This window comes from Duganella sp. Dugasp56 (assembly GCF_047304105.1).
GTDB lineage: Bacteria > Pseudomonadota > Gammaproteobacteria > Burkholderiales > Burkholderiaceae_D > Rugamonas > Rugamonas hordei.
Genome location: NZ_JBGLYQ010000058.1, coordinates 15,520 through 41,690, shown reverse-complemented (window position 1 = coordinate 41,690; position 26,171 = coordinate 15,520). Strand labels below are relative to the sequence as shown.

23 protein-coding genes are annotated in these 26,171 nt (G+C 65.2%); 14 read left to right on the top strand and 9 right to left on the bottom strand.

Going from position 1 to position 26,171, the window contains the following annotated elements:
- The coding region (locus tag ACCD07_RS28805; protein WP_413449334.1) for a methyl-accepting chemotaxis protein at nucleotides 1-1,619 on the bottom strand (1,619 nt) is incomplete at its 3' end.
- A 217-nt stretch (nucleotides 1,620-1,836) separates the two neighbouring features.
- Between ACCD07_RS28805 and ACCD07_RS28800 the strand changes: the two genes are divergently transcribed.
- Entirely contained in the window at nucleotides 1,837-4,431 is a 2,595-nt protein-coding gene (locus ACCD07_RS28800; protein ID WP_413449333.1) for a DUF1631 family protein, read from the top strand.
- Nucleotides 4,432-4,443: 12 nt separating this feature from the next.
- On the opposite strand, the gene ACCD07_RS28795 is transcribed toward ACCD07_RS28800, so the two are convergent.
- The 4 genes from ACCD07_RS28795 to ACCD07_RS28780 are packed head-to-tail and all read right to left on the bottom strand — an operon-like array spanning nucleotide 4,444 to nucleotide 6,296.
- Nucleotides 4,444-4,737 (bottom strand): type II toxin-antitoxin system RelE/ParE family toxin, encoded by a 294-nt coding sequence (locus ACCD07_RS28795; RefSeq protein ID WP_413449332.1) that lies wholly within the window; start codon nucleotides 4,735-4,737, stop codon nucleotides 4,444-4,446.
- Nucleotides 4,734-4,958 carry an addiction module protein gene (locus tag ACCD07_RS28790; RefSeq protein ID WP_413449331.1) on the bottom strand — a complete coding sequence of 75 codons (225 nt, stop codon included), beginning with the start codon at nucleotides 4,956-4,958 and terminating at the stop codon, nucleotides 4,734-4,736. The genes ACCD07_RS28795 and ACCD07_RS28790 overlap by 4 nt, the downstream gene beginning before the upstream one ends.
- A 29-nt stretch (nucleotides 4,959-4,987) precedes the next feature.
- Nucleotides 4,988-5,653, bottom strand: a complete 666-nt coding sequence (locus tag ACCD07_RS28785; RefSeq protein ID WP_413449330.1) for a LysE family translocator — start codon at nucleotides 5,651-5,653, stop codon at nucleotides 4,988-4,990.
- Nucleotides 5,654-5,672: 19 nt separating this feature from the next.
- The gene (locus tag ACCD07_RS28780) at nucleotides 5,673-6,296 is read right to left on the bottom strand and encodes a glutathione S-transferase family protein (RefSeq protein WP_413449329.1); all 624 of its coding nucleotides are present in this window, start codon (nucleotides 6,294-6,296) and stop codon (nucleotides 5,673-5,675) included.
- Nucleotides 6,297-6,444: 148 nt separating this feature from the next.
- Between ACCD07_RS28780 and ACCD07_RS28775 the strand changes: the two genes are divergently transcribed.
- The 7 genes from ACCD07_RS28775 to ACCD07_RS28745 all read left to right on the top strand — a co-directional run bounded on the left by ACCD07_RS28775 (nucleotide 6,445) and on the right by ACCD07_RS28745 (nucleotide 16,624).
- The gene (locus ACCD07_RS28775) at nucleotides 6,445-7,068 is read left to right on the top strand and encodes a phosphatase PAP2 family protein (protein ID WP_413449328.1); all 624 of its coding nucleotides are present in this window, start codon (nucleotides 6,445-6,447) and stop codon (nucleotides 7,066-7,068) included.
- A gap of 93 nt (nucleotides 7,069-7,161) precedes the next feature.
- Entirely contained in the window at nucleotides 7,162-10,689 is a 3,528-nt protein-coding gene (gene smc / locus ACCD07_RS28770; RefSeq protein ID WP_413449327.1) for a chromosome segregation protein SMC, read from the top strand.
- Entirely contained in the window at nucleotides 10,686-11,849 is a 1,164-nt protein-coding gene (locus tag ACCD07_RS28765) for a cell division protein ZipA C-terminal FtsZ-binding domain-containing protein (RefSeq protein WP_176651121.1), read from the top strand. Before smc ends, ACCD07_RS28765 begins: the two co-directional genes overlap by 4 nt.
- Before the next feature lie 9 nt (nucleotides 11,850-11,858).
- Nucleotides 11,859-14,195 (top strand): NAD-dependent DNA ligase LigA, encoded by a 2,337-nt coding sequence (gene ligA / locus ACCD07_RS28760; protein WP_413449326.1) that lies wholly within the window; start codon nucleotides 11,859-11,861, stop codon nucleotides 14,193-14,195.
- A gap of 15 nt (nucleotides 14,196-14,210) precedes the next feature.
- Nucleotides 14,211-15,113, top strand: coding sequence for a UTP--glucose-1-phosphate uridylyltransferase GalU (galU, locus tag ACCD07_RS28755; RefSeq protein WP_176651119.1), 903 nt, complete (start codon nucleotides 14,211-14,213; stop codon nucleotides 15,111-15,113).
- Nucleotides 15,110-15,646, top strand: coding sequence for a peptide deformylase (def, locus tag ACCD07_RS28750; protein ID WP_413449325.1), 537 nt, complete (start codon nucleotides 15,110-15,112; stop codon nucleotides 15,644-15,646). The genes galU and def overlap by 4 nt, the downstream gene beginning before the upstream one ends.
- 12 nt (nucleotides 15,647-15,658) lie before the next feature.
- Nucleotides 15,659-16,624 (top strand): ion channel, encoded by a 966-nt coding sequence (locus tag ACCD07_RS28745; RefSeq protein ID WP_176651117.1) that lies wholly within the window; start codon nucleotides 15,659-15,661, stop codon nucleotides 16,622-16,624.
- Here ACCD07_RS28745 and ACCD07_RS28740 read toward each other — a convergent pair.
- The 3 genes from ACCD07_RS28740 to ACCD07_RS28730 form a co-directional block, all read right to left on the bottom strand.
- Nucleotides 16,621-17,052, bottom strand: coding sequence for a hypothetical protein (locus tag ACCD07_RS28740; RefSeq protein WP_353404505.1), 432 nt, complete (start codon nucleotides 17,050-17,052; stop codon nucleotides 16,621-16,623). The two genes, ACCD07_RS28745 and ACCD07_RS28740, sit on opposite strands and share 4 nt — an antisense overlap.
- Nucleotides 17,053-17,110: 58 nt before the next feature.
- Nucleotides 17,111-18,223 carry a DNA topoisomerase IB gene (locus ACCD07_RS28735; protein ID WP_413449324.1) on the bottom strand — a complete coding sequence of 371 codons (1,113 nt, stop codon included), beginning with the start codon at nucleotides 18,221-18,223 and terminating at the stop codon, nucleotides 17,111-17,113.
- 73 nt (nucleotides 18,224-18,296) lie between these two features.
- Nucleotides 18,297-18,524, bottom strand: a complete 228-nt coding sequence (locus ACCD07_RS28730; protein WP_176651114.1) for a hypothetical protein — start codon at nucleotides 18,522-18,524, stop codon at nucleotides 18,297-18,299.
- 135 nt (nucleotides 18,525-18,659) lie between these two features.
- Here ACCD07_RS28730 and ACCD07_RS28725 point away from each other — a divergent pair, with 135 nt between their 5' ends.
- The 6 genes from ACCD07_RS28725 (at nucleotide 18,660) to urtE (ending at nucleotide 25,314) form a co-directional block, all read left to right on the top strand.
- The gene (locus ACCD07_RS28725) at nucleotides 18,660-19,787 is read left to right on the top strand and encodes a porin (protein ID WP_413449323.1); all 1,128 of its coding nucleotides are present in this window, start codon (nucleotides 18,660-18,662) and stop codon (nucleotides 19,785-19,787) included.
- Between the two features lie 77 nt (nucleotides 19,788-19,864).
- Nucleotides 19,865-21,064, top strand: coding sequence for an urea ABC transporter substrate-binding protein (gene urtA / locus ACCD07_RS28720; protein WP_353404588.1), 1,200 nt, complete (start codon nucleotides 19,865-19,867; stop codon nucleotides 21,062-21,064).
- A gap of 95 nt (nucleotides 21,065-21,159) precedes the next feature.
- On the top strand, nucleotides 21,160-22,725 hold the full coding sequence (urtB, locus tag ACCD07_RS28715; RefSeq protein WP_413449335.1) for an urea ABC transporter permease subunit UrtB: 1,566 nt from the start codon (nucleotides 21,160-21,162) through the stop codon (nucleotides 22,723-22,725).
- Nucleotides 22,722-23,804, top strand: a complete 1,083-nt coding sequence (gene urtC, locus ACCD07_RS28710; RefSeq protein WP_413449322.1) for an urea ABC transporter permease subunit UrtC — start codon at nucleotides 22,722-22,724, stop codon at nucleotides 23,802-23,804. The genes urtB and urtC overlap by 4 nt, the downstream gene beginning before the upstream one ends.
- Nucleotides 23,801-24,610 (top strand): urea ABC transporter ATP-binding protein UrtD, encoded by an 810-nt coding sequence (gene urtD, locus ACCD07_RS28705; protein ID WP_176651111.1) that lies wholly within the window; start codon nucleotides 23,801-23,803, stop codon nucleotides 24,608-24,610. Before urtC ends, urtD begins: the two co-directional genes overlap by 4 nt.
- A 5-nt stretch (nucleotides 24,611-24,615) precedes the next feature.
- The gene (gene urtE / locus ACCD07_RS28700) at nucleotides 24,616-25,314 is read left to right on the top strand and encodes an urea ABC transporter ATP-binding subunit UrtE (RefSeq protein ID WP_413449321.1); all 699 of its coding nucleotides are present in this window, start codon (nucleotides 24,616-24,618) and stop codon (nucleotides 25,312-25,314) included.
- On the opposite strand, the gene ACCD07_RS28695 is transcribed toward urtE, so the two are convergent.
- Nucleotides 25,311-26,117 (bottom strand): transporter substrate-binding domain-containing protein, encoded by an 807-nt coding sequence (locus ACCD07_RS28695; RefSeq protein WP_176651109.1) that lies wholly within the window; start codon nucleotides 26,115-26,117, stop codon nucleotides 25,311-25,313. The genes urtE and ACCD07_RS28695 overlap by 4 nt on opposite strands.
- Between the last annotated feature and the right edge of the window lie 54 nt (nucleotides 26,118-26,171).

Below are 26,171 nucleotides of genomic sequence, written 5' to 3'. Positions count from 1 at the left end.
CCACCCCCCGCGCGCCCGCGCCCGGCCCGCCCCCCGCGGGGCCCCCCTGCCCCCCGGGGGGGCGCGGCCTGCGCCGCGTCGCCATCAGGCACGGCAAACACCTCGATCGCCTTGCCCAGCTTGTCCGTCTCGCCGCGCATCGCCGCCGCGGCGGCGGCAGCCTGCTCGACCAGCGCGGCGTTCTGCTGGGTTGCCTGGTCCATCGCCGCGATGGCCTGGTTGACCTGTTCCAGCCCGGTGGTCTGTTCGGCGCTGGCGTCGGCGATCTCGCCGATCAGGCCGGTGACCCGCTTGACGCTGCCAACCACCTCGTCCATCGTATTGCGCGCCTGGTCGGCCAGCTGCGTGCCGCGCGCCACCTTGTCGACCGAATCGTCGATCAGCTGCTTGATCTCGCGCGCCGCCGCCGCGCTGCGCTGCGCCAGGTTGCGCACCTCGGACGCCACCACCGCGAAGCCGCGCCCCTGTTCGCCGGCGCGCGCCGCCTCGACCGCCGCGTTCAGCGCCAGGATATTGGTCTGGAAGGCGATGCCGTCGATCACGCCGATGATCTCGGCGATCTTCTTCGAGCTGTCGTTGATCGACGCCATGGTGCCGACCACCAGTTCCACGTCCGAGCCGCCGCGCACCGCCACGGCCGAGGCCGACAGGGCCAGCTGGTTGGCCTGCACCGCGTGATCGGCGTTTTGCTTGACGGTGGCCGTCAGCTGCTCCATCGCCGACGCGGTCTCCTCCAGCGACGCCGCCTGCTGCTCGGTGCGCGCCGACAGGTTCAGGTTGCCCTCGGCAATCTCCGCCGCCGCGCCGCCCAGCGCCCGCGCGCCGCCGCGCACCTGGCCGATGACCGCCAGCAGGCTGTCGTTCATATGCTGCATGGCCCGCAGCAGCTTGCCGGTTTCATTGTCCGACGTGACATCGATGCGGTTGCCCAGGTCGCCGTCGGCGATGCGCTGGGCCACCTGCAACGCCTGCCGCAGCGGCGTCGAGATCGAGCGCGCCAGCCACAGCGCCAGCAGCGCGCCGCCAAAGATCGCCGTGGCCAGCAGGCCGGTGGTGACCACCCGCGCGCCGCTGTACAGCTCGTCGGCCGCGCGGCCTGCCTGCTGGCTGCCGTCCATCTGCGCGGCCAGCAATTTGTCGAGCGTGCCGTTGAGCCCGTCCAGCAACTGTTGCGAGCGGCCCTTCAGCAGCGCGCCGGCCTGCTCGCGGTTGCCGGCGGCGGCCAGCGCGACCAGCTTGTCATGCTCGGCGCCGAACTCGCCGCTCTGGCGCAGCAGTTCTGCCGTCGCCGCCGGTAAGCCGTCCAGCAGCCGCGCCAGCTGTCCGCTGTTGGCGCGCAGCGCGGTCATCGCGTCGGCCAGCTTCCTGTCGGCATCGGCGATACTGTCCTTGTCGGCGACCACCACATGCTGCAGCTTGCGTACTTCCTGCAGATCGTTGCGCAGCGACAGCACGGCTATCGTCCGCGGCAGCCATTTGCCGGATAATTCAGACGAGGCTTGGTCGATGGCGCTCATGCGCGACAAGGCGCTGACGCCAAGCAGCACGCTCAGGCTTAGCACGGCGGCAAAAGCGGCCAGCAGCTTGCTGGACGTTTCCAGGTTATGTAAGAATTTCATGGTGATCCTTGGTGTCGGCGGAAGGCGGGAGGGGAGTTTGTTATGTTAAAGAAACCTCAACCTTGTCGTTTGAGTCGGCTCAACAGTGGCGAAAAAGTTGCTGAAAGTCAGGAAAATACGCAAAAAATCACACAGTCTTTCCATTCGTGTATTGCCATGTGGAAATAATGTGCAAGAATGTGGTATCCCGATTGAATACGCCTGAGCAGGTCCGACCATGGTTGCAACTTCCACAACATCCGCAGTGCCGAAAAAGACGGTTTCGCCGCGGCATGCCTTGCTGGAAGAGTTGATCGGCATCGCCACCAAGCATGCCGGCGACCAATACCTGGAACTGGCCACCAAGCTGGCCGGCGCGCTGATCGACGCCACCGACGGCGACACCCGCGCCATGCAGCTGCGCATCCGGGCCGGCAACCAGCTGCGCAACCGCAATTTCGCCTTCCTGCACCTGGCCAGCGGCACGCTGGAAAAGGCGCTGCGGCGCGAGATCGCCGAACTGGCGCCGGCCGCCAAGGGCCAGCCGCGCGAGCCCGAACAGCCGTTGTCGCTGGTGCCGTACGAGGAAATGGACAACAAGGTGGCGCTGGGCGGCGTCAGCAAGCCGTTCGAGACGCTGTACTCCGATCAGTTGCAGACGCTGAACGTGCGCCTGGCCTTCCTGCTGGACCGCGACATCCTGCGCGGCAGCCAGAATCCGTTCCGTCCCGAAGTGTTCCTGGTCGCGCTGCAGCAGGCCTGGACCGAGTTCGACACCGAGCCGGAAGCGGCGCCGCTGCTGCAGCCGTTCATCAAGCCCGGCATGTTCATCGAGCTGGGTCCGATGCTCGACGCGCTGAACCTGGCGTTGCAGAGCAAGGGTGTGCTGCCGGGATCGGTGGACGGCTACAAGGGCCGCAAGACCGACAAGTCCAAGGCCGCCGCGCCGTCGCGCGTGCGCGGCAACCAGGCGGCGCTGGCGCAGCAGTTGCGGCAGTTCTTCGCCTCCAGCGACGTGGCCGGCTCGGCCGCCGGCGAGATCGTCGACAACATCGCCGGCGGCTTGCTGGGCGTCGACCTGAGCATTCCCGATCTGCCGATGTCGGCGCTTAACGCCGGCGCTGCTTGGGTGCCGAACGCAGCCGCGACGAGGCCTGGCGCGGGCGACGTCGCCGCGGCGCCTGGCTTCGTCGCCGCGGCGGCCGGTGCGCCTGCGGTGGCCGCCGGTGGTTTTGCGCCTGTCGGCGGAGCGATGCAAATGCCGGCCGGCGCCATGCCCGCCGGGGCGGTGCAGGGGGCGGGCGGCGTCTGGGTGCAGGGCCCGGCGCAAGGCTTCGTGCCGGGCTTGAGCAACGAGGATGCGCAGCGCCTGTCGCAGATCGGCGCCAAGCAGCCGCTGCTTGCGTACCTGGCCCAGCTGCAAAAAGCGGTTCCCTACGAATCCATCGGCACCCTGGGCGCGGTGGCCGGCGCGGCCTCTGTCCCGGGCGTGGCGGCATCGCCGATGCAGGCCGTGAACGGCGCGCCGGCTGCGGCGGGCGATGCGGCCGCTCCGGGCAATGTGTTCTACTTGCCCAACATCAAAGCCAGCATGCCGCAGGGCAGCCTGTCGCGCACCGATGAAAGCACGATCGACCTGCTGTCGGCGATATTCGACACCGTGTTCCGCGATCAAAACATCTCGCAGGAAATCCGCGACCTGATCCGCTTCCTGCAAATCCCGGTGCTGAAAGCCGCGCTGGTCGACAAGAACTTCTTCTTCCAGGAAGCCCACCCCGCGCGCCGCCTGATCGACCTGCTGTCGCGCATGGGCTGGGAACAGCGCAAGGGACCGGAAGACCCGCTGTTCCAGGCGATGCAGCGCAGCGTGGACCGCGTCGGCCGCGACTACGACCACGAACTGTCTGTCTTTGCCGAGGCGGTCAACGAACTGGAAGCGTCGATCCAGGCCGAAGAGCGCGCCGCCGCCACCGCCATCGCCGAGCCGATCGCCGCCGCGCTGAAGCAGGAGAAGATGTACGAAGCGGGCAAGCTGGCCAAGAACGCCGTCGCCTTGCGCATCGGTACCGGCGAGGTGATCGCCGTGGTCGAAGCCTTCCTCGAGCAGCGCTGGGTCTCGGTGCTGACCATCGCCTACAGCATAGAGGACGACAAGCCGGGCGCCGTCAACAACGCCACCAAGACCATGGACGACCTGATCTGGAGCGTGCGTCCCAAGCTCAACGCCGACGAGCGCAAGCAGCTGATCGCCAAGCTGCCCGGCCTGCTGTCGACGCTGAACAAATGGCTGGACGTCATCAAGTGGCAGGACGCCGACCGCCTGCAATTCTTTGCCGAGCTGGCCGAGTGCCACGCCTCCATCGTGCGTGCGCCGCTGGAGATGTCGGCGGAGCGCCAGCTGGAGATTTCAATGCAGGTGGCCCAGCAGGCCGCCGAACGCCGGCTGGAACTGCAAGCCAAGGCCGAAGCCGCCGCCAGGGCCGCCGAGGAAGCGCGCGCCCAGCGGCAGCCCGATCCGGAAGAGGAAGACGCGGCCATCGAAGTCGACAGCCTGGCGCGCGGCATGTGGCTGGAGTTCGAACAGGAAGATGGCGGCAGCCGCAAGGTCAAGCTGGCATGGATCAGCCCGCTGCGCACGCTGTACATCTTCTCGACGGCGGCACGGCAGGAAGCGTTCTCGATGTCCGGCGAGCAGCTGGCCAAACGCTTCCGTGAACAGACGGTCCAGGTGGTGCGCACCGAAGGCGTGGTCGCCGTCGCGCTGTCGCAAGCGCTGGCCCGCAACGCAGACAACGACGCCTCGATCGACCCGCCGGCCTCCGCCTTCGGCTGAGTGCTGGGTTGCTTACCGTCGCCCGCGCCAGTAGCCCGGGCGCCTTCGTTGATGAGCTATCGCAATAATCCTGAGTTCGTCGGTGGTGACTTGATAAATGACGCTGTAAGGAAACCGGCTAAGGAAGTATCGGCGCCGGTCGCCACGGAATACTGCGCCCAACTGCGGATTGGACAGCACAAGATTGACGACCCGTTCAAACTCATCGACAAACGTATGCGCAAGGCCCGAGCCACCTTTTGATGCATAGTAATCGGCAGCGTCCTGCAATTCCGCAAGCGCGGCCGGGACGATGACTGGTTTCACTTGATATTTTTGCGGACTTCGGCAAGCGCGGTTGCCACTGGTTGGACCGATATGGCACCGCTTTCAACCTCTGCAATACGCCGCTCGACCTCGACGGCCCATGCTTCGTCTATTCCCGCATCCTGATTCAGGCTGGCCATTAAAAGTTGGACGAATGCCTCTCGCTCGTCCGGAGCGAGCTTCAGCGCCTCAGCGGCAAGGGCCTTGAAATTTGCGTTCATCCTTCGATTCTATCGCCATTTCCGCAATGTTACTTGGAGTTGGTCAAGGTGAGCAGGGCGCCGCCCATGCCGACGAAAATGACGCCGGTGGTGCGCTTGGCAAGGCGGGTGCGGGCGATGCTTTGCTTGACGCTGCGCTTCAGCCACGATGCGCATGCCACGTAAAAGAAGTGCGACAGCAGCGTGCAACTGGTGAAGGTCGACGTCAGCAGCAGGAAGCGCACCGGATCCACGTGATCCGGCGGCATGAATTGCGGGAACACGGCGGTGAAGAACAGGATCGCTTTCGGATTGCTCACCGCAACCAGCAGGCCGCTGCGGAAGGTGCTCAGCCGGCTGGCCTGGGCCGTTTCGGCCACGTCTTGCGTCGCCCCCGCCGTGGCGGCGGCCTGCGCCGTCTCGGTCACCAGCCGCGCGCCGCGCCAGGCCTTGATGCCCAGGTAAATCAGGTAAGCCGCCCCGGCCACCTTCAACGCGGCGAAAGCCAGCGCCGACGTCTTCAGCAGCAGGCCCAGGCCCGCCACCGCCGTCGTCGCCACGATGAACACCCCCAGCGCATTGCCTGCCGAACTGTAGAAAGCCCGCCGCGCACCCATGGTGGTCGCGGTCGAGATCGCCATGAGCACGCCCGGTCCCGGGCTGAACGCCGCAGCCAGCGAAACCGATAAAAATAACAGCCAGGTCGAAACAGTCATTGCTAAACTCCCAAAAAGGTCAGGGTAGGCCGTTGCGGCCGTGGGTGAGAAAACCGTCGCGCTCGCTCAAACGGTCGAACCAGGTATCGACCGACGCCAGGGCCGGCCGCTCCATCGGCACCGAGCGCCAACGGTTTGCCGACAGCCCCAGAACGACGTCGGCCAGCGTCAGTTGCCCGCCGCAGACAAAAGCACCGGTCTCCGCAAGTTGCGCATCGAGCATCCCCATCAAGCGGTTCCATTCCGCCGCACTGGCGGCGATGGCGGCCGCGTCGGCGTGCTTCGGGCTGCGTCGCACCAGCGCCATGAAAGCGTAGCGCCAGGAATTGTTCAGCTCCGTGGCTTGCCAGTCCATCCACTTCTCCACTTGCGCGCGCGGCATCGCCGTCGCTGGCAGCAGGTCGGTGCGGCCATGCTTGTGCGCCAGATAACGGCAGATGGAGTTGGATTCCCACAGCGGCTGCCCGTCGTCGACAATGACGGGCACCATCGCGTTGGGATTCAATCTCAGGAAGTCCGGCGTGTCGGTCGGCAGGAAACCGCCGCCGTATTGTTCCAGGCGGTAGTCCAGGCCGATTTCCGCGCAGGTCCACAACACCTTACGGACATTGATGGAGGAGGATTTGCCAAGTATGGTGAGCATGGCAAGAGTATGCCACGCCCCGCAAATGGCTGCAGGCGGCCTCAAGCTTTCATTTCTGTCTATTGTTGCACGGCAATTTTAGTTAAAATGTGCCGGCATATGTTTTAATGATGGTGCAGTGCAAAAATAACGGATAGGCGATTAGACGATGATGTGGTGGCATGGCTTGAGCGTAGTGGGGAGTCTGGCGGTTACCGGACCGATCGGCGTGGCGATAGCCGTGTGGCTGATGGCCGGCAAGTCGTGGCGGCTGACGGCGGCCTGGGTCGTGCTGTTCGGAGTCGGCATGGCGCTGGTCGTCGTTACCAAGATCGCCTTCATCGGCTGGGGTGTCGGTGTCGAATCGGTGGAGTTTTCCGGTTTCAGCGGCCACGCGATGCGTGCCGCCGCAGTGTTCCCGGTCGCCTGTTTCCTGGTCTTCCGTTCGTCGCCGGTGCCGGCCCGGCAGCTGGCCACGCTGGCCGGCGTGCTGCTGGCCGTGCTGATCGCCATGTCGCGCGTGTATGTGCTGGCCCACTCGGTCTCCGAGGTGATCACCGGCTGCCTGCTCGGCCTTGCCGTGGCCGCCGTCTTCATCTGGTACGCCAGCACCGAGCATCATCTGGCGCTGAGCCGGGTGCTGGTGGTGCTGTGCATTCCGATTCTGCTGGTGGCGCCGCGCGTGGAGCCGGTGCCGGCCGAAATGTGGATCACCCAGGCCGCGCTGTTCCTGTCAGGCCATGACAAACCGTACACCCGCGCCATCTGGCGCGAACCGAACCGCGAGCCATGACGGGCCCACTGCGACGGTATGCGTTTTCGGCCAGATTTGATACGCAAAATGGTATTATTGTGAACTTTTCCAGCCCACACTCCAGATAACAACGTGCGTCTATCTTCCATCAAATTGTCGGGATTCAAATCATTCGTTGATCCCACCAATTTCCAGGTGCCGGGTCAGTTGGTTGGCGTGGTCGGTCCTAACGGTTGCGGCAAGTCGAACATCATCGATGCCGTGCGCTGGGTGCTGGGCGAATCCAAGGCGTCCGAGCTGCGCGGCGAATCGATGCAGGACGTCATCTTCAACGGCTCCACCCACCGCAAGCCGGCCGGGCGGGCGTCGGTCGAGCTGGTGTTCGACAACAACGACGGCAAGGCCGCCGGCCAGTGGGGCCAGTACGCGGAAATCGCCGTCAAGCGCACGCTGACGCGCGACGGCACGTCGACCTATTACATCAACGGCCAGCCGGTGCGCCGGCGCGACATCCAGGACATCTTCCTGGGCACCGGCCTCGGCCCGCGCGCCTACGCGATCATCGGCCAGGGCATGATCAGCCGCATCATCGAGTCGCGCCCGGAAGAGCTGCGCGTGTTCCTTGAGGAGGCGGCCGGCGTCTCCAAGTACAAGGAACGCCGCCGGGAAACCGAGAACCGGCTGCACGACACCCGCGAAAACCTGCTGCGCGTGGACGACATCCTGCGCGAGCTGAATTCGAACCTGGAAAAGCTGGAAGGCCAGGCGGCAGTCGCCACCAAGTTCCACCAGCTGCAATCGGACCAGGAAGAAAAGCAAAAACTGCTGTGGCTGCTACGCAAGATCGAGGCCGAGACTGAGCAGAAGAAATACTTCCGCGAGATGGAGCAGGCGCAGAACGACCTGGAGGAACAGACCGCCAAGCTGCGCAACGTCGAGCTGTCGCTGGAGCAGATGCGCCAGGCGCACTTCGCCGCCGGCGACCGCCTGCACACCGCGCAGGGCAGCCTGTACCAGACCAACGCCGAAATCGGCAGCCTGGAAGCGCAGATCAAGTTCGTCATCGAATCGCGCAGCCGCCTGCAGGCGCAGCTGGCCGCGCTGACCGCGCAGCGCGACCAGTGGCAGCACCAGGCCACCGAATACGGCGGCCAGATCGAGGAAGCCGAATTCACGCTGGAAGAGCTGTCGGCCAAGGTCGAGCAATCGCAGATGATGGCCGAGGCCAAGGCCGAATCGCTGCCGATGCTGGAGCAGGTGTGGCGCGAGGCGCAGGTCAAGAGCACCGAGTCGCGCGCCCGCATCATGCAGGCGCAGCAGCAGCTGGAACTGGAATCGGCGCACCAGCGCAACGCCAACAACATCCTCAACGGCCTGGCCGTGCGGCGGGAACGCCTGCAGCAGGAAAAGAGCGGCTTGAGCATGCCCGACAGCGCACACCTGAGCAACCTGCGCCTGCAGCTGGAGGAAAAGCAACAGGCGCTGGAAGAGCAGGGCTTCCTGCTGGAGGAAGCGCAGGAGCAGCAGCCGAAGCTGGAAGACGAGCGCCAGGCCGCGCAAAACCAGGTCAACACCGAAACCGCCGCCAACGCCCAGCTGGAAGCGCGCCTGAACGCGCTGCGCCAGATGCAGGAGCGGGTGCAGACGCAGGGCAAGGTCACGCCGTGGCTGCAAAAGCACGAACTCGACACGCTGCCGCGCCTGTGGCAGAAGCTCAACATCGAGGACGGCTGGGAGACCGCGCTGGAATCCGTGCTGCGCGAGCGCACCTCGGCGCTGCAGATGTCGAACATCGAATGGGCCAAGGCCTTCTTCAGCGACGCGCCGCCGGCCAAGCTGGCGCTGTACGCGCCGTCGACCGCCGTGCCGCCGACGCCGGTCGAAGTGGCCGGCCTGAAGCCGTTCCTGAACCTGCTCAAGCTGAACGACCCCGGCCTGCGCGGCCTGCTGCAGGACTGGCTGCACAATGTCTACGTCGCCGAAGACACGGCCGAAGCCTTCGCCGAGCGCGCCAAGCTGCCGCCGGGCGCCTTCTTCGTCACGCGCCAGGGCCACGCCGTCACGCAGGGCAGCGTGCGTTTCTACGCCGCCGACTCCGAGCAGGACGGCATGCTGGGCCGCCAGCACGAGATCGACAACCTCACCAAGCAGTTGCGCGCGCAGCAGATGCTGGCAGACGAAGCCCGCGCCCGCTCGGTGCGTGCCGATGCCGCCGTCTCCGAGCTGACGCGCAGGCTGACCGAATACCGCGCCAAGGTGCAGAGCCTGCAACAGTCGGTGCACACGCTGCAGCTGGACGTGGTCAAGCTGTCCGAGATCGAGGCGCGTTTCAACCAGCGCAGCAACCAGATCGAAACCGACCTGGCGGAAATCGCCGCGCAGGAAGAAGAGCAGACCCAGATCAAGATGGAGTCCGAGGAAAAGTTTGAGCAGCTCGACATGGAACTCGGCAACCTGCAGGGCGACCACGAAGAGGGCCAGACGCTGTTCCTGGAAAAGGAGCAGCGCCTGGCCGACGCGCGCGAAGCCTTGCGCGACCTGGAGCGCGGCGCGCAGGAGGCGCAGTTCGCCGAGAAGTCCCAGCGCAGCAAGATCGACGAATTCCGCCGCTCCATCGCCACCGCCACCGCGCAGGTGGCGCAGGTCACGGAAAGCCTGGAGGCCGGCCAGGCCGAATTGGCCAACCTCGAATCCGGCCAGGCCAATGAAGGCTTGCAGGATCTGCTGGACCGCCGCACCGCGCAGGAAAAAGCGCTGTCCGACGCGCGCCACGAACTCGATCAGATCACGCAGCAGCTGCGCATGTTCGAGGAAGGCCGCATGTCGACCGAGCGCGCGCTGCAGCCGCAGCGCGACAAGATCATGGAAATGCAGCTGAAGGAACAGGCCGCGCGCCTGAACCAGGAGCAGTTCGCCGCGCAGCTGGCCGAAGTGCAGGCCGACGAGGCGGCGCTGGCCGAGAAGCTGCATCCGGACATGAAGGCGTCCTACCTGCAGGGCGAAGTCACGCGCCTGACCAACGCCATCGCCGGCCTGGGCGCCGTCAACCTGGCAGCGCTGGACGAGCTGGCGACGGCCTCCGAGCGCAAGAACTTCCTCGACTCGCAGAACGCCGACTTGAACGAGGCGATCAACACGCTGGAAGACGCGATCGCCAGGATCGACAAGGAAACCCGCGACCTGCTGCAAGACACCTTCGACCGCGTCAACGGCCACTTCTCCGAACTGTTCCCCATCCTGTTCGGCGGCGGCCAGGCCAAGCTGATCATGACCGGCGATGAAATCCTCGACTCCGGCGTGCAGGTCATGGCCCAGCCGCCGGGCAAGAAGAACGCCACCATCCACCTGCTGTCCGGCGGCGAGAAAGCGCTGACCGCGACCGCGCTGGTGTTCTCCATGTTCCGGCTCAACCCGGCGCCGTTCTGCCTGCTCGACGAGGTCGACGCGCCGCTGGACGACGCCAATACCGAACGATTCTGCCGGATGGTCAAGCGCATGTCCGACCATACCCAATTCCTCTTCATCTCGCACAACAAGATTGCGATGGAGATGGCCAATCAACTGATCGGTGTGACGATGCAAGAGCAGGGCGTATCGCGCATCGTGGCGGTGGATATGGAATCCGCCGCAAACTTCGCTTCCGAGGCACAAGCAGCATGACAGACCTTCAAATGAGTTTGATCGGCATCGCCGGCGTATTCGTCGCCGGCGTGTTCACGTATAACAAAATCCAGGAATACAAGGCCAAGAAAAGCGTCGAACGCGCCTTCTCGACCGACCATGACGACGTGCTGATGCGCACCGGCGACGCGCCGGCTTCGTCATCCTCGTCATCCACCGCGCGCCACGAGCCGAGCTTCTCGCTCGACGTCGATCCGCCTGGCGTGGCCGGTGGCGAAGCTGCCGCGGCCGCCGCGGCGCTGGGCGCGGTGGCCGCCGGATTCAGTTCGGCGTCTGACGATCCGTCGGCCGCCGCCGCGCTGGCCGCCCGCGCCAACGCCGCCTCGGCCGCCGCAGCCGAGCAGGCCACCGCGCTGGTCGATCCGCTGATCGATTGCCTGCTGCCGCTGGCGCTGGAAAGCGCGGCGCGCGGCGACAAGCTGCTGCCGGTGCTGCAAACCCTGCGCATGGTCGGCAACAAGCCGGTGCACTACATCGGCCTGGCCGTCAGCGGCGACTGGGAGCCCATCGTCCATGGCGGCGTCTACACCAAACTGCAGGGCGGCGTGCAGCTGGCCAGCCGCAGCACCGCGTTGAACGAACTGGAATACTCGGAGCTGGTCACGCGCCTGCGCGCGATGGCCGACGAAATCGGCGCCGAGCCGGAAATCCCGGACATGATCGAAGTGATGGCCGAAGCGCGCAACCTGCACCGCTTCGTCGCCGGCCACGACGCGCAACTGGGCGTCAACCTGCAATCGAACGGCGCGCCGTGGGCGATTTCGACCCTGCTGGGCGCGCTGGAAAAACAAGGCTTCGACGTGCGCCCCGACGGACGCTACGTGATGCCGGACGGCGAGGGCGGCTTCCTGTTCTCGCTGTCGACCAACGTCACGCTGGCCGAGGAGACCACCTCGCGCCTGACCTTGCTGCTGGACGTGCCATGCGTGGCGCCTTCGCGTGATGGTTTCGGCGCCATGGTGGCCTGCGCCAAGTCGCTGGTCGGCCGCCTGGACGCGACCATCGTCGACGACTACAACCAGCCGCTGTCGGACGCCGCGTTGTCCGAGATCGCCGGCCAGGTGCAGGATTTCTACGCCGAGATGAGCGACGCCGACATCCCGGCCGGTTCCACCCGCGCACTGCGTTTGTTCAGCTAGGAAGTCGGCATGACGGAAGTGGATTACAAGACGCGCATAGCGTCGCTGAGCGCTGAACTGAACAAGCACCTGCACGCCTATCACGTGGAAGACGCGCCGACCATCCCGGACGCGGAATACGACAAGCTGTTCATCGAACTGCAAAAGCTGGAAGAAGCGCATCCCGAATTCGCCTTGCCCGATTCGCCGACCAAGCGCGTGGGTGCGGCGCCGCTGCCGCAGTTCGACCAGGTCACGCACACGGTGCCGATGCTGTCGCTGAATAACGGCTTTACCGAAGAAGACATCGAAAACTTCGACCGCCGCGTGCGCGAAGGGCTGGACGCCGCTGCCGCCGTTGAATACGCGGCCGAAGTGAAATACGACGGCCTGGCGATCAACCTGCGCTACATCGACGGCGTGCTGGTGCAGGCGGCCACGCGCGGCGACGGCTACACCGGCGAGGATGTCACCGCCAATATCCGCACCATCCGCTCGATTCCGCTGCGCCTGAAAGCCGCCACGCCGCCGTCCATTCTTGACGTGCGCGGCGAGGTGCTGATGTTCAAGACCGATTTCGAAGCGATGAATGCGCGTCAGCGCGAGGCCGGCCAGAAGGAGTTCGTCAATCCGCGCAACGCGGCGGCGGGCAGCCTGCGCCAGCTCGACTCGCGCATCACCGCCTCGCGCAAGCTGAGCTTCTTTGCCTACGGCGTCGGGGCGCTGGAAGGCGCCGAGATGCCACAGTCGCACTCCGCGTTGCTGGACTGGTACCGCACGCTCGGCCTGCCGGTGGCGAAGGAAGCCACCGTGGTGCGCGGCTACGACGGCCTGATGGCTTACTACAAGCAGATCGGCGAAGCCCGTCCCACCATGCCGTACGAGATCGATGGCGTGGTCTACAAGGCCAATTCGCTGCAGGACCAGCGTCAGCTGGGCTTCGTCTCGCGCGCGCCGCGTTTCGCGCTGGCGCACAAGTTCCCGGCCGAGGAAGCGCTGACCGTCGTGCAGGCGATTGAAGTACAGGTCGGCCGTACCGGCGCCATCACTCCGGTGGCGCGGCTGGCGTCCGTGTTTGTCGGCGGCGTCAACGTCACCAACGCCACCTTGCACAATGAAGACGAGGTGCGCCGCAAGGATGTACGCGTCGGCGATACCGTCATCGTGCGCCGCGCCGGCGACGTGATTCCGGAAGTGCTGGCCGTGGTGCTGGAGCGCCGGCCTTCGCCCGAACCGGAAGCCTACGTGCTGCCGAAGACCTGCCCGGTGTGCGGCTCGCACGTGGTGCGCGAGGAAGGCGAAGCCATCGCGCGCTGCTCCGGCGGCTTGTTCTGCTCGGCCCAGCGCAAGGAGGCGATACGCCACTTCGCCGGCCGCCGCATGATGGACATTGAAGGCCTGGGCGACCGCTACATCGACAACCTGGTCGAACACGGCAAGGTGCAGCGCGTCGCCGACCTGTACGCGCTGAAGCTGGACGACCTGCTGGAAATGAAGCGTCTCGCCGATGAACGCGACGGCACGACACCGGAGACCGTCGCGCAGGGCAAGATAGCCACCAAGTGGGCGGACAATCTGCTGGAGGCGATCGCAGCCAGCAAGAACCCGCCGCTGGAACGGCTGCTGTTCGCGCTGGGCATACGCCACGTCGGCGAATCGACCGCCAAGACGCTGGCCGAGTGGCTGGGCCGCTTCGACCTGGTGCGCCGCGTGCCGGCCGCGCTGCTGCGCGTGCTGCCCGATATCGGCGGCATCGTCGCCGACTCGATCGCCGACTTCTTCGCCGAACCCAAGAATCAGGAAGCGATCGACGCGCTGCTGGCGGCCGGCGTGGCGCCCACCGGCGAACATCCGCCCAGCGCCAAGCTGCGCGAGAAGCTGGACACGGTCAAGCTGATGGCCGCGCTGGGCATCCCGAAACTGACGGAACCACGCAGCAAGCAATTGGTCGAACAGGAAGTGAATCTGAAAGTGCTGGCGCACCTGCCGGTGTTTGACGTGTTCGGCCTGCCGGCCGCGGTGGCGGACTCGCTGGCCGACTGGATGCGGCAACCGGGCCACCGCGAGCAGGTCAAGGCGCTCGACGATTTGCGCAGCGATTTGCTGGACCAGCTGCCGGAACAGGCGGCCGAAGGCGCGCTGACCGGCAAGACCTTTGTCCTGACCGGCACGCTGCCGACCCTGAGCCGCGACCAGGCCGGCGCCATGATCGAGGCGCAGGGCGGCAAGGTGTCCGGTTCGGTCTCGAAGAAAACGCATTACCTGGTCGCAGGCGCCGATGCCGGCAGCAAGCTGGCCAAGGCGCAGGAACTTGAAGTCACCATACTGGACGAGGCGGGCCTGCTGGCCTTGCTGGCGGCCGGATAAAAACAAAGAAAAACCATGTCCAAGATTACCAAAGCTGTATTCCCGGTCGCCGGCCTCGGCAGCCGCTTTCTCCCCGCCACCAAGGCGCAGCCGAAAGAAATGCTGCCCATCGTCGACAAACCGCTGATCCAGTACGCGGTGGAGGAGGCCGTCGCCGCCGGCATCACCGAGATGATCTTCATCACCGGCCGCAACAAGCGCGCCATCGAAGACCATTTCGACAAGGCCTACGAGCTGGAAGTGGAGCTGGAGCGGGCCAACAAGCACGCATTGCTGGAGCTGGTGCAGAACGTGATACCCAAGCACGTCAACTGCATCTACATCCGCCAGTCCGAGCCGCTGGGCCTGGGCCACGCGGTGCTGTGCGCGCGTCCCATCGTCGGCAACGAGCCGTTTGCCGTGCTGCTGGCGGACGACTTCATGGATACCCCCGACGGCGTCAAGCCGGTGCTGGCGCAGATGACCGAGCTGTACGCCTACGAGCGCTGCAGCATCCTGGCGGTACAGGAAGTGGCGCCCGCCGCGACCCGCCAGTACGGCATCGTCAGCGCCTCGCCGTACCAGCCGAAGCTGGAACTGGTGCATGGCATCGTCGAAAAACCGGCGCCGGCAGAGGCGCCGTCGACACTGGCGGTGGTTGGCCGCTACGTGCTGTCGGGCCGCATCTTCGACTACCTGGCCAACATCGGCGCCGGCACCGGCGGCGAGATCCAGCTGACCGACGGCATCGCCGCGCTGATGCAGGACGAGCGCGTGCTGGCCTACCGCTACGACGGCCAGCGCTACGATTGCGGCTCCAAGCTGGGCTATCTGAAGGCGATGACGGCGATGGGCCTGAAGCACGCCGAGACCGGCGACGAATATTGCGAGTTCCTGCGCGAGATCCAGTGCGGCATCGTGAATGGAGGCGGTAAATGACAGTCCGTGAAATTCTCAGGATGGGCGATCCGCGCCTGTTGCGCGTGGCCGAACCGGTCACCGAGTTCGACACGCCGGCAATGCGCGAGCTGATCACCGACATGTTCGACACCATGCACGCCGCCAACGGCGCCGGCCTGGCCGCGCCGCAGATCGGTGTCAACCTGCAGCTGGTGATCTTCGGCTTCAAGCAGAACGCGCGTTATCCGGATGCGCCGCAGGTGCCGGAAACGGTATTGATCAATCCGGTGCTGACGCCGCTGGCCAACGAGATGGAAGAGGGCTTCGAAGGCTGTTTGTCCGTGCCCGGCCTGCGCGGCAGCGTGCCGCGCTTTACCTCGTTGCGCTACGAGGGCGTCGACCAGTTCAACCAGCCGATCAGGCGCGACGTCGACGGTTTCCACGCGCGCGTGGTGCAGCATGAAGTCGACCATCTGCTGGGCGTGCTGTACCCGATGCGCATCACGGATTTTTCCAAATTCGGCTACACCGAGGTGATGTTCCCGGATCTCGATCCCAACGACGACGATTGAGGCGGGGCGGCCATGACTGAAGGTCCGGTGCGCGTACCGGCGCAAAAGGTGGTGCGTCCAAGAGTGGGCAACGAGCGCGGCGTGTTCCAGATGGGGACTTCGCAGATCAAGCGGGTCGGCATCGGCCGCTGGTACTGGGGCGACATCTATCACTGGATGCTGACGCTGAGCTGGCCGCGCTTCTTCCTGCTGATCGGCGCGCTGTACCTGGTCACCAACCTGGTGTTCGCGCTGGCCTTTTTCCTGGTGCCCGGCTCGGTATCCAATGCGCGGCCGGGCTACTTCCTCGACACGGTGTTCTTCTCGATCGAAACGCTGGCCACCGTCGGCTATGGCTACATGAATCCCGGTTCGACCTACGGCCACGTCGTCGCCTCGATCGAGATCCTGCTGGGCATGGTCGAAGTGGCGACGGTGACGGGGCTGCTGTTTGCGCGCTTTTCGCGGCCGACGTCGCGCATCATGTTCTCCGATGTCGCCGTGATCACGCCGTTCAACGGCGTGCCGACGCTGATGCTGCGCACCGGGAACGAACGCGGCAACCTGATACTGGAAGCGTCGGTGCGGGCCACGCTGATACGCCGCGAAACGACGCTGGAAGGGCAGATCTTCACCCGATTCTACGACCTGACCCTGGAGCGCGAGCACTCGGGTGTGTTCGCGCTGACGTGGACGATCCTGCACAAGATCGACGAATCGAGCCCGTTCTGGGGCAAGTCGCAGAAGGACCTGCACGATGAAGGCGCCACGCTGTCGGTCGCCGTATCCGGCACGGACGACACGCTCAACGATTTCGTCCACGCCCGCCAGACCTACGCGGCCGAGCACATCTTCTTCAACCACCACTTCGCCGACATCATGTCGGACAAGCAGGAGGGAAATGTGCGCATTCTCGACTACAGCAAGTTCCACGACATCTATCCGGACGGCTCCGAAGGCGGCAACATGCCCGGCGCCGCGCTCGCGCATCCGGGCTAGGCTTCCTCTTCGGCGCCCAGCAGGTCGCGCGCGTTCAGCAGCGCGTAGACGATTTCGGGATGGTTGCGGAAGCAGCGGCGCACGGCGGCCGGCAGGTTCTCGCGCGTGCGGCGGCACAGGCCGGGCTGCTCGACCAGCTTGATCGACAGGCCCATGACGGTACTGACGCCGTTTGCGCTGGGCGTGATGGTCAGTGTGACACCCAGCTGTTCCTGGATGCGCTGCTTGAGATGGCCCAGCTGTTCGTAGGTGGCGACGGATTCGATGCGCTCAATCAGCACCTTCTCCTGGTCGCGGGTCAGGCGCAGCACGCGGATGTCTGTGTCGTCCGGCGCCCGGTCCCAGGCCTGCAGCAAATCGTCGCGGCCGCACTCGCAGGCGCCCGGCGGGCACTCTTTACGAATCGGAAAAGGCAGGGCTTGAGGCATATCGCAACGGCTGTTCGGTCTGGGGCGAAAACTCGCCGGAGCTAAATTCTACTCCTATTTACCTGGCCGGGGCCGTTTGCAGACGGTGCTGCAACAACGCCAGCACCGCCGCCTCTTCGGGCCGCAGCGCGTGCACGTCGTGCTGCAGCTCATCGCGCGCGCGGCGGCGCAGCGCCTTCAGCATGGTGCCGTCGAGGTAGGACTCGATCACCGCCGGATGCACATAGCATTTGCGGCAGATGGTCGGCGTGTTGCCCAGCTTTTTGGCCACCGATTCGATCGCCTGCACCACGCTCTTCTTGGCCTGTGCCTGGGAGTCGTATTTTTCGTATTCATGCAGCGCCACCGCCGCCAGCACCGTGCCGGACCAGGTGCGGAAGTCCTTGGCGGTGTAGTCCTCGCCGGCGATGGATTGCAGGTATTCGTTGACGTCGGCCGAGCCGATGCTGTGCGGGTTGCCGTCGTCGTCGACGTACTGGAACAACTCCTGCCCGGGCAGGTCGCGCACGCGGCGGATGATGGCGGCCAGCCGCCGGTCCTCCACCTTGACCGCATGGTGCACGCCGCTCTTGCCGCGAAAACGGAACTCGACGGTGCCGCCGTCCAGCCGCACATGGCGGTCGCGCAGCGTGGTCAGTCCGAAGGATTTGTTCTCGCGCGCGTACTCCTCGTTCCCTATCCTCATCATCGTCGCTTCCAGCAGGTGGATCACGGTGGCCAGCATCTTCTCGCGCGGCAGCCCGGGCAGCCGCAGCGCGGCATCGACCGCGCTGCGGATCGCAGGCAGCGCCTTGCCAAAGCTGAGCAGGCGTTCATACTTGGAGTCGTCGCGGTGCGCGCGCCAGCGCGGATGATAGCGGTACTGCTTGCGGCCGCGCGCATCGCGCCCCGTCGCCTGCAGATGGCCCAGCGGCTGGCGGCAGATCCACACGTCGGTCCATGCGGGCGGGATCACCAGCGACTTGATGCGCGCCAGCGTGTCGGCGTCGGTGACGGCGTGGCCGTCGGCGTCGACGTAGTGGAAATGTTTGCCCCGTTTGCGGCGGGCATAGCCCGGCTGGTCGTCGTGGACGTAGCGCAGCCCGGCCGACCTGGCGGCGGCGGGAGCATTGGACGGGGCGGGGGCGGCGGTGCCGGCCGGACCGGCCGCCGCTGGCATATCGCGCTTCATCGCTATCCTTGTGGGGCAGATTATCGGGAATCGTACCCGCCGGTCCGCAGCGACGTTGTGCGCTAGCGCACGCTTATTCCAAACGCTTCAGGCGCTGGCCGACGATGCCCCACCGGCAGGCTTCGCCGTCGACGGTGCCGGTCAACGCCCAGCCGGTGCCGATCTTCTCGACGCCGATCTCGCACTCCAGCTCCTTTGCCAGCTTCTCGGCCCAGCCGCGCGCCGCGCCCTGGCCCTTGAACAGCTCATTGCCTTCGTAGATCACGGTGGCGTCGAATACAGGGGCGGCAAAGATGGTCATGGTGGTATTCCGAAAAAGTAAGCCGTTATTGTGCCACCAAATTGTGCCGTCGGCGCCACTACGTCATTCAACGTATTCCTTGCCGCTTGTCTGCTAGCTAATCTTGCAACATCCAAAACCAAGAGGGAGAGCAAGATGGGGTTGAAAAAGGGAGTGCTGCTGACGGCAGCGGCGGTGGCGGCGGTCGGCGGGCTTGGTGAGGCGCAGGCGGGTGCCACGATCAATTTTGGCGAAGACAAGTCGGTCAGCGTCGGTTTCGGCATGCGCGAGAGCTTCACCAGCGCGGAAAACGGCGCGCCGAACGGCACCGACCGTTCCAGCGACTTCAATCTGGATTCGGCGCGGCTGTTCTTCGGCGCCTCGCTGAACAAGAACATCAAGGGCATGCTCAACACCGAGTGGGACGGCGACAAGATCCGCATCCTCGACGCGGCGGGGCAGTTCGCCATTTCGCCTGAGCTCAACATCTGGGCCGGCCGCCTGCTGTCGCCGTCCGACCGCGCCAACATGGCGGGGCCTTACTACTCGCTGGGCGGCGGCTACTGGGCCGGCGTGGCTTCGCGCTACGGCTACAACGGCGGCATCTTCCGCGGCCGCGACGACGGCGTGGTCGTCTGGGGCAATGCGGGCGAGGGCGGCAAGCTGGGTTATTCGTTCGGCGCCTTCGAAGGCCACACCTTCGGCATCGGTTCGCTGACGCAGTCGCAGGCCAAGGCGGCAGGCGTCAAGGCCGACGACTCGCTGATGTACGCGGGCCGCGTGCAGTACGACTTCTGGGACGCGGAACCGGGCTACTACGGCACCGGCAACTACATCGGCGGCGCCGACATCCTGGCCATCGGCGTCGCGGGGCGCTACCAGAAGGACGGCATCCTGACCATCGCCAAAAACGGCAAGTACAGCGCGTACAACGTCGACTTCCTGCTGGAGAAGCGTATCAAGGGCTCGGGCGCGGTCGCGCTGGAAGCGGCTTACTACGACTACGACACCGACGACATCATCAAGTCCGAACAGGGCAAGGCATATTCCGCGGGCGCCTCGTTCATCTTCGAGGACAAGGTCGGCTGGGGCAAGTTCCAGCCATTCGCGCGCTGGCAGAAGTTCAGCGCCGACACCGACATCGACACCAAGCAGATCGACGCCGGCGTGAACTACATCATCGACGGCTACAGCGCGCAGATCAGCGCCGTGTACTCGAAGACCAAGGTCACCAAGGCCGCCGACCTGGACAAGTTCTCGGTCACCTTGCAGCTGCAATTCTAACTTTCACAGGGAGCTATCACATGCAAAATCGTCGCAACTTCATCGGCACCTTGAGCCGCATCGCCGCAGCCGCCACCATGCTGGCCTCGGGCGTGAATGTTTACGCCGCCGACACCATCAAGGTCGGCATCCTGCACTCGCTGTCGGGCACGATGGCGATTTCCGAGACCTCGCTGAAAGACGTGGCCTTGATGACCATCGACGAAATCAACGCCAAGGGCGGCGTGATGGGCAAGAAGCTGGAAGCGGTGGTGGTCGATCCGGCCTCCAACTGGCCGCTGTTCGCCGAGAAGGCGCGCGGCCTGATCGCGCAGGACAAGGTGTCCGTGGTGTTCGGCTGCTGGACGTCGGTGTCGCGCAAGTCGGTGCTGCCGGTGTTCAAGGAGTTGAACAGCCTGCTGTTCTACCCGGTGCAGTACGAGGGTGAGGAACTGGAGAAGAACGTGTTCTACACCGGCGCGGCGCCCAACCAGCAGGCGATACCAGCGGTGGAGTACCTGATGAGCAAGGAGGGCGGCGGCGCCAAGCGCTTCGTGCTGCTGGGGACCGACTACGTCTATCCGCGCACCACCAACAAGATCCTGCGCGCCTACCTGAAGAGCAAGGGCGTGAAGGACAGCGACATCGACGAGGTCTACACGCCGTTCGGCCATTCGGACTACCAGACCATCGTCGCCAATATCAAGAAGTTCTCGGCCGGCGGCAAGACGGCGGTGATCTCGACCATCAACGGCGATTCCAACGTGCCGTTCTATAAGGAGCTGGGCAACGCCGGCCTGAAGGCGACCGACGTGCCGGTGGTGGCATTCTCGGTCGGCGAGGAAGAACTGCGCGGCGTGGACACCAAGCCGCTGCTGGGGCACCTCGCGGCATGGAACTACTTCGAGTCGGTGAAGAATCCGGTGAACACGGAGTTCATCAAGAAGTGGAAAGCCTACGCGGTCGCCAAGAAACTGCCGAACGCGAACACGGTTGTGACCAACGACCCGATGGAAGCGACCTACGTGGGCATCCACATGTGGGCGCAGGCGGTGGAAAAGGCCAAGTCGACCGACACCGACAAGGTGATCGCGGCGATGGCGGGGCAGACCTTCAAGGCGCCGTCGGGCTTCACGCTGACGATGGACCCGACCAACCACCACTTGCACAAGCCGGTGTTCATCGGCGAGATCCGTCCGGACGGCCAGTTCAGCGTCGTATGGAAGACGCCGGGCCCGGTGCGCGCCAATCCTTGGAGCCCGTACATCCCGGGTAACGAAGGCAAGCAGAAGCTGTAAGCGGCAGGGCCGGCGCAGCGCGGCAGCCGCATCCCGCGCCGCCTGCCGCCGGTCCGCATCACCTGAGGATAAGCATCTTGAAAAAACTCCTGCTCATGGCCTGCCTGTTGTTGTCCGGCGCCTTGTCCGGCGCGGCACACGCCACCATCGATCCCGCCCTGCTGGCGCCACTGGCGGGCGATGACCCGGACGCCCGCGTCGAAGCGATCGTCAAGATCGGCGCGCTCGCCAACGACGACGCCACGCGCCTGCTGACGGCGCTGAAGAACGATGCGCTCTACACCACAGCCGACGGCCGCATCTACATCGTCACCGACGACAAGGCCTACAATCCCGCCACCGGCACAAACGGTCCGCTGCCCGAGGGCCTGGACGGCCTGATGGTCAACAACCGCCTGCGCGGCGCCGCCGACGATGCGCTGTCCGCGCTGAAGCTGTTCTCGCCGGACCGCGCGTTGCGGCTGGCGGCGGCGACCGAGCTGCAAAAGAGCGTCACGCTGGTACAGGCTCCGCTGGTGGAGAAAGCCCTGGCCAAGGAGCAGGACGCCGACATCCGCCCCGTGCTGCAACTGGTCGTGGCCACAGCCAACCTGCAATCGCCGGATGGCATCCGCCGCAAGGCCGCCGTCGAGGCGCTGGCCGAGAGCAGCAACGCCAACCTGCGCCCGCTGCTGCAATCGATGCTGGCCGCCGAGCCGGACGAAGGCGTGCGCGTGGCCGTCGCCCACACCTTGCAGGCGCTCGACAGCCGCCTCGCGCGCACCGAATTCATCGGCAACGTCTTTTACGGCATCTCGCTGGCCAGCGTGCTGCTGCTGACGGCATTGGGCCTGGCGATCACCTTCGGCCTGATGGGCATCATCAACATGGCGCACGGCGAACTGCTGATGATAGGCGCCTACACCACCTATCTGTGCCAGCTCGGCTTCCGCAACTACTTCCCGTCGGCGCTGGGTTGCTACCTGATCGCCGCATTGCCGGCCGCGTTCCTGGTCACGGCGGCCGTCGGCATCGCGCTGGAGCGCACCGTGATCCGCTGGCTGTACGGCCGTCCGCTGGAAACGCTGCTGGCCACCTGGGGCATCAGCCTGATACTGATGCAGGCGGTGCGCACCATCTTCGGCGCGCAGAACGTCGAGGTGGCCAATCCGTCGTGGATGTCCGGCGGCGTGACGGTGCTGGGATCGCTGGTGCTGGCGTATAACCGCATCGTCATCATCGTGTTCGCGCTGTTCGTGGTGGGCGGCGTCTGGCTGATCCTGAACAAGACCCGGCTCGGACTGTTCGTGCGCGCAGTGATGCAGAACCGCCGCATGGCCGGCTGCGTCGGCGTATCGACCGCGAAGATCGACATGATGACCTTCGGCCTCGGCTCCGGCATCGCGGGCTTGGGCGGGGTGGCCTTGTCGCAGCTGGGTAACGTCGGACCGGACCTGGGCCAGAGCTATATCGTCGACTCCTTCATGGTCGTGGTGCTGGGCGGCGTCGGCCAACTGGCAGGCACCATCATCGCCGCGCTGGGTCTGGGCGAAGCGAACAAATTCCTGGAGCCGGTGGCGGGCGCGGTGCTGGCCAAGATCGCCATCCTGGTCTTCATCATCATGTTCATCCAGAAGCGGCCGCAGGGCCTGTTCGCCATGAAAGGCAGGAGCGCCGAATGACTCATCCATCCTTGTTTTCTCGCCGGGCGTGGAGCGGCATCGCCGCCTGTTGTGCGGTGCTGGCGGCGCTGCCGCTGCTCAATCTCGCCTTCCCGGACGGCCACGCGCTGCACGTGCCGAGCTACATGGTCAGCCTGGTCGGCAAATTCATGTGCTACGCGTTGGCCGCGCTGGCGCTCGACATGGTGTGGGGCTACGCCGGCATCCTGTCGCTGGGCCACGGTGTATTCTTCGCACTGGGCGCCTATGCGCACGGCATGTACCTGATGCGCGCCATCGGCAGGGAGGGCGTGTACCAGAGCGACCTGCCGGACTTCATGGTCTTCCTCGACTGGAAAACCTATCCGTGGTTCTGGAGCGCGACCGACAGCTTCTGGTACAGCCTCGCGCTGGTGGTGCTGGTGCCGGGCGTGCTGGCCTTCGTGTTCGGTTTCTTCGCCTTCCGTTCCCGCATCAAGGGCGTGTACTTTTCGATCATCACGCAGGCGATGACGTATGCCTTCATGCTGCTGTTCTTCCGCAATAACACCGGCTTTGGCGGCAACAACGGCTTCACCGACTTCAAGCGGATACTGGGCTACTCGATCAGCGCGCCCGGCACCAAGGCCACGCTGTACCTGGTCACGCTGGCCGCGCTGGCCGGCTCGCTGCTGCTGTGCCGCTGGATCGTCCAGTCCAAGCTGGGCCGCGTGCTGCAGGCGGTGCGCGATTCGGAGTCGCGGCTGATGTTCATCGGCTATAACCCGCTGTGGTTCAAGCTGTTCGTGTGGACGCTGTCGGCGGTGCTGTGCGGGATCGCCGGCGCGCTGTACGTGCCGCAGGTGGGCATCATCAACCCGTCCGAGATGTCGCCGGCGAACTCGATCGAGATGGTGATCTGGGCGGCGGTCGGCGGGCGCGGCACGCTGCTGGGACCCATCATCGGCGCGTTCTCGGTCAACGGCTTGAAGAGCTGGTTCACCGGCGCCTTCCCCAACCTGTGGCTGTTCGCGCTGGGACTGATCTTCATCCTGGTGACGCGCTATCTGCCGCAAGGCATAGCGGGACTGGCGGCGCGGCTGCGCAAGGAGCAGGCATGAGCGCCAACGAACATCTGAACATATCGTCAGGCCGGGTTTCGGAGCCGGGACTGGACACCACGCACGGCGCCATCCTGTATCTGGAGGAGATCACCGTGTCGTTCGACGGCTTCCGCGCGCTGAATAAACTGAGCCTGGATATCTCGGTCGGCGAGCTGCGTTGCATCATCGGGCCGAACGGCGCCGGCAAGACGACGATGATGGACGTCATCACCGGCAAGACGCGGCCGACCTCCGGCACCGCGTTCTTCGGCCAGACCATGGATCTGAGCCGCATGACCGAGTACCAGATCGCGCACGCCGGCATCGGCCGCAAGTTCCAGCGTCCGACCATCTTCGAGCAGCATACGGTGTTCGAGAACCTGGAGCTGGCGATGAAGACCGACAAGCGCGTGCGGCCGACGCTGTTCGCGCGGCTGTCGTCCGAGCAGCGGGGCAAGATCGACGAGATACTCAAGCTGATACGGTTGAACGGCAGCGAGCGGCGGCTGGCGGGGCTGCTGTCGCACGGCCAAAAGCAGTGGCTGGAGATCGGCATGCTGCTGATGCAGGAGCCGCAGCTGATCCTGCTGGACGAGCCGGTGGCCGGCATGTCGGACGCCGAGACGGCGCGCACGGCGGAGCTGCTGAATGAATTGCGCGGCAAGCACTCGATCATGGTGGTGGAGCACGACATGGCCTTCGTCACCGAGATCGCGCAGCAGGGCGTGGTGACGGTGCTGCACGAAGGCTCGGTGCTGGCGCAGGGCACGATGTCGCAAGTGCAGTCCGACGAGCGGGTGATTGAAGTCTATCTGGGGCGCTGAAAAATATGCTGCAAGTTGAAAAAATCAACCAGTACTACGGTTCCTCGCACACCTTGCGTGGCGTATCGCTGGAGCTGGAACGGGGCAAGTGCATGGCACTGCTGGGCCGCAACGGCGTCGGCAAGACCACCTTGCTCAAGTGCCTGATGGGCGTGCTGCCGGTATCGGCCGGCACGGTCAGACTGGAGGGACGCGACATCACGCGCATGGCGCCGCACCAGCGGGCGCGGTCCGGCATCGCCTATGTGCCGCAGGGTCGGGAGATCTTCGCGCGTCTGACGGTGGAGGAAAATCTGTTGATGGGGCTTGCCACCCACAGCGGCAAGAAAGCGTCCACCATCAAGGGCGAGGTGTACGAACTGTTCCCTGTGCTGAAGGACATGCTGCACCGGCGCGGCGGCGACCTGTCCGGCGGCCAGCAGCAGCAACTGGCGATCGCCCGCGCGCTGCTGGCCGAACCCAAGCTGATCATCCTCGACGAGCCGACCGAGGGTATCCAGCCGTCGATCATCAAGGACATCGGCAACGTGATCCGGCTGCTGCGCCAGCGCGGCGACATGGCGATACTGCTGTGCGAACAGTACTTCGATTTCGCCCACGAGCTGGCGGACCAGTTCATGGTGCTGTCGCGCGGCGAGGTGGTGGCCGCCGGCGCCCAGGCCGCGATGAACGACCCTGACGTCAAGCGCCACCTGGCGGTCTAGTGAGTCTTGAAGAAGCCGCGGGCGATGTTGTCGATTTCGCCGGTGCGCTTCATCTGGTAGATGATGGTGTCGAACTGCCTGACGAAGTCTGACTTGTACGTGAACTTGCCGTTGTCGCGGTCCGTGAAGCCGAGGAAGCCTTGCTCCACCGCGATGACGGTCGCTTCGGCCAGTTCGGCGTGGGCGCCGCCTTCGTCGTATTTGCCTTCGGCCTTGAGCTGGTTGAGCGTCCACTGGATCGAGACGCGGTCGTTGATGTAGCAATCGATGCGTTTCATGCCCAGCTTGAGAATGTTGGTGGCGCTGTCCTTGCCTTCCTCCATGCGCAGGCTGCCGGCGCGTACCGCCTTCTCGAAGGCCTCGCCGCCGACGATGAAGCCGGCGTTGTTGCCTATCGTGAGGCCGTAAAAATCCTCCGGCCAGCGCTTGCGCGGCTTGGCCGCCAGCACGTCCTTGCGGCAGACGGCGGCCACGCGCTCCTCGTACAGAGGCAGCGAGTACGGCCAGGTCCAAGGTTCGTCCTTGGTGTTCAGGTAGGGCGGATACAGCGCGAAGCCGGCGCCTGACCGGATCAGCGCCATGCCGCGCTTCCAGGGCACGGCCTGCACGTCGATCTTGTAGCCGCGCATGCGGGCGAAGGCGGCGCGGACGATTTCGTAATACAGGCCGGCGGGCTTGCCGTCTTTTTCGTAGGAGTAGGGCGGATAGCCGGCGTCGGCGTAGATCGTCACCGGAATATCGGCGGCCCGCGCGGACGCGGCGCATATAGCGAGGAATACGAAGGTAAGACGGAATTTGGTCACGCCGACGGCCCGTATCGTTAATCGGATGTCAAACGGATCAATCCTAACATGAGA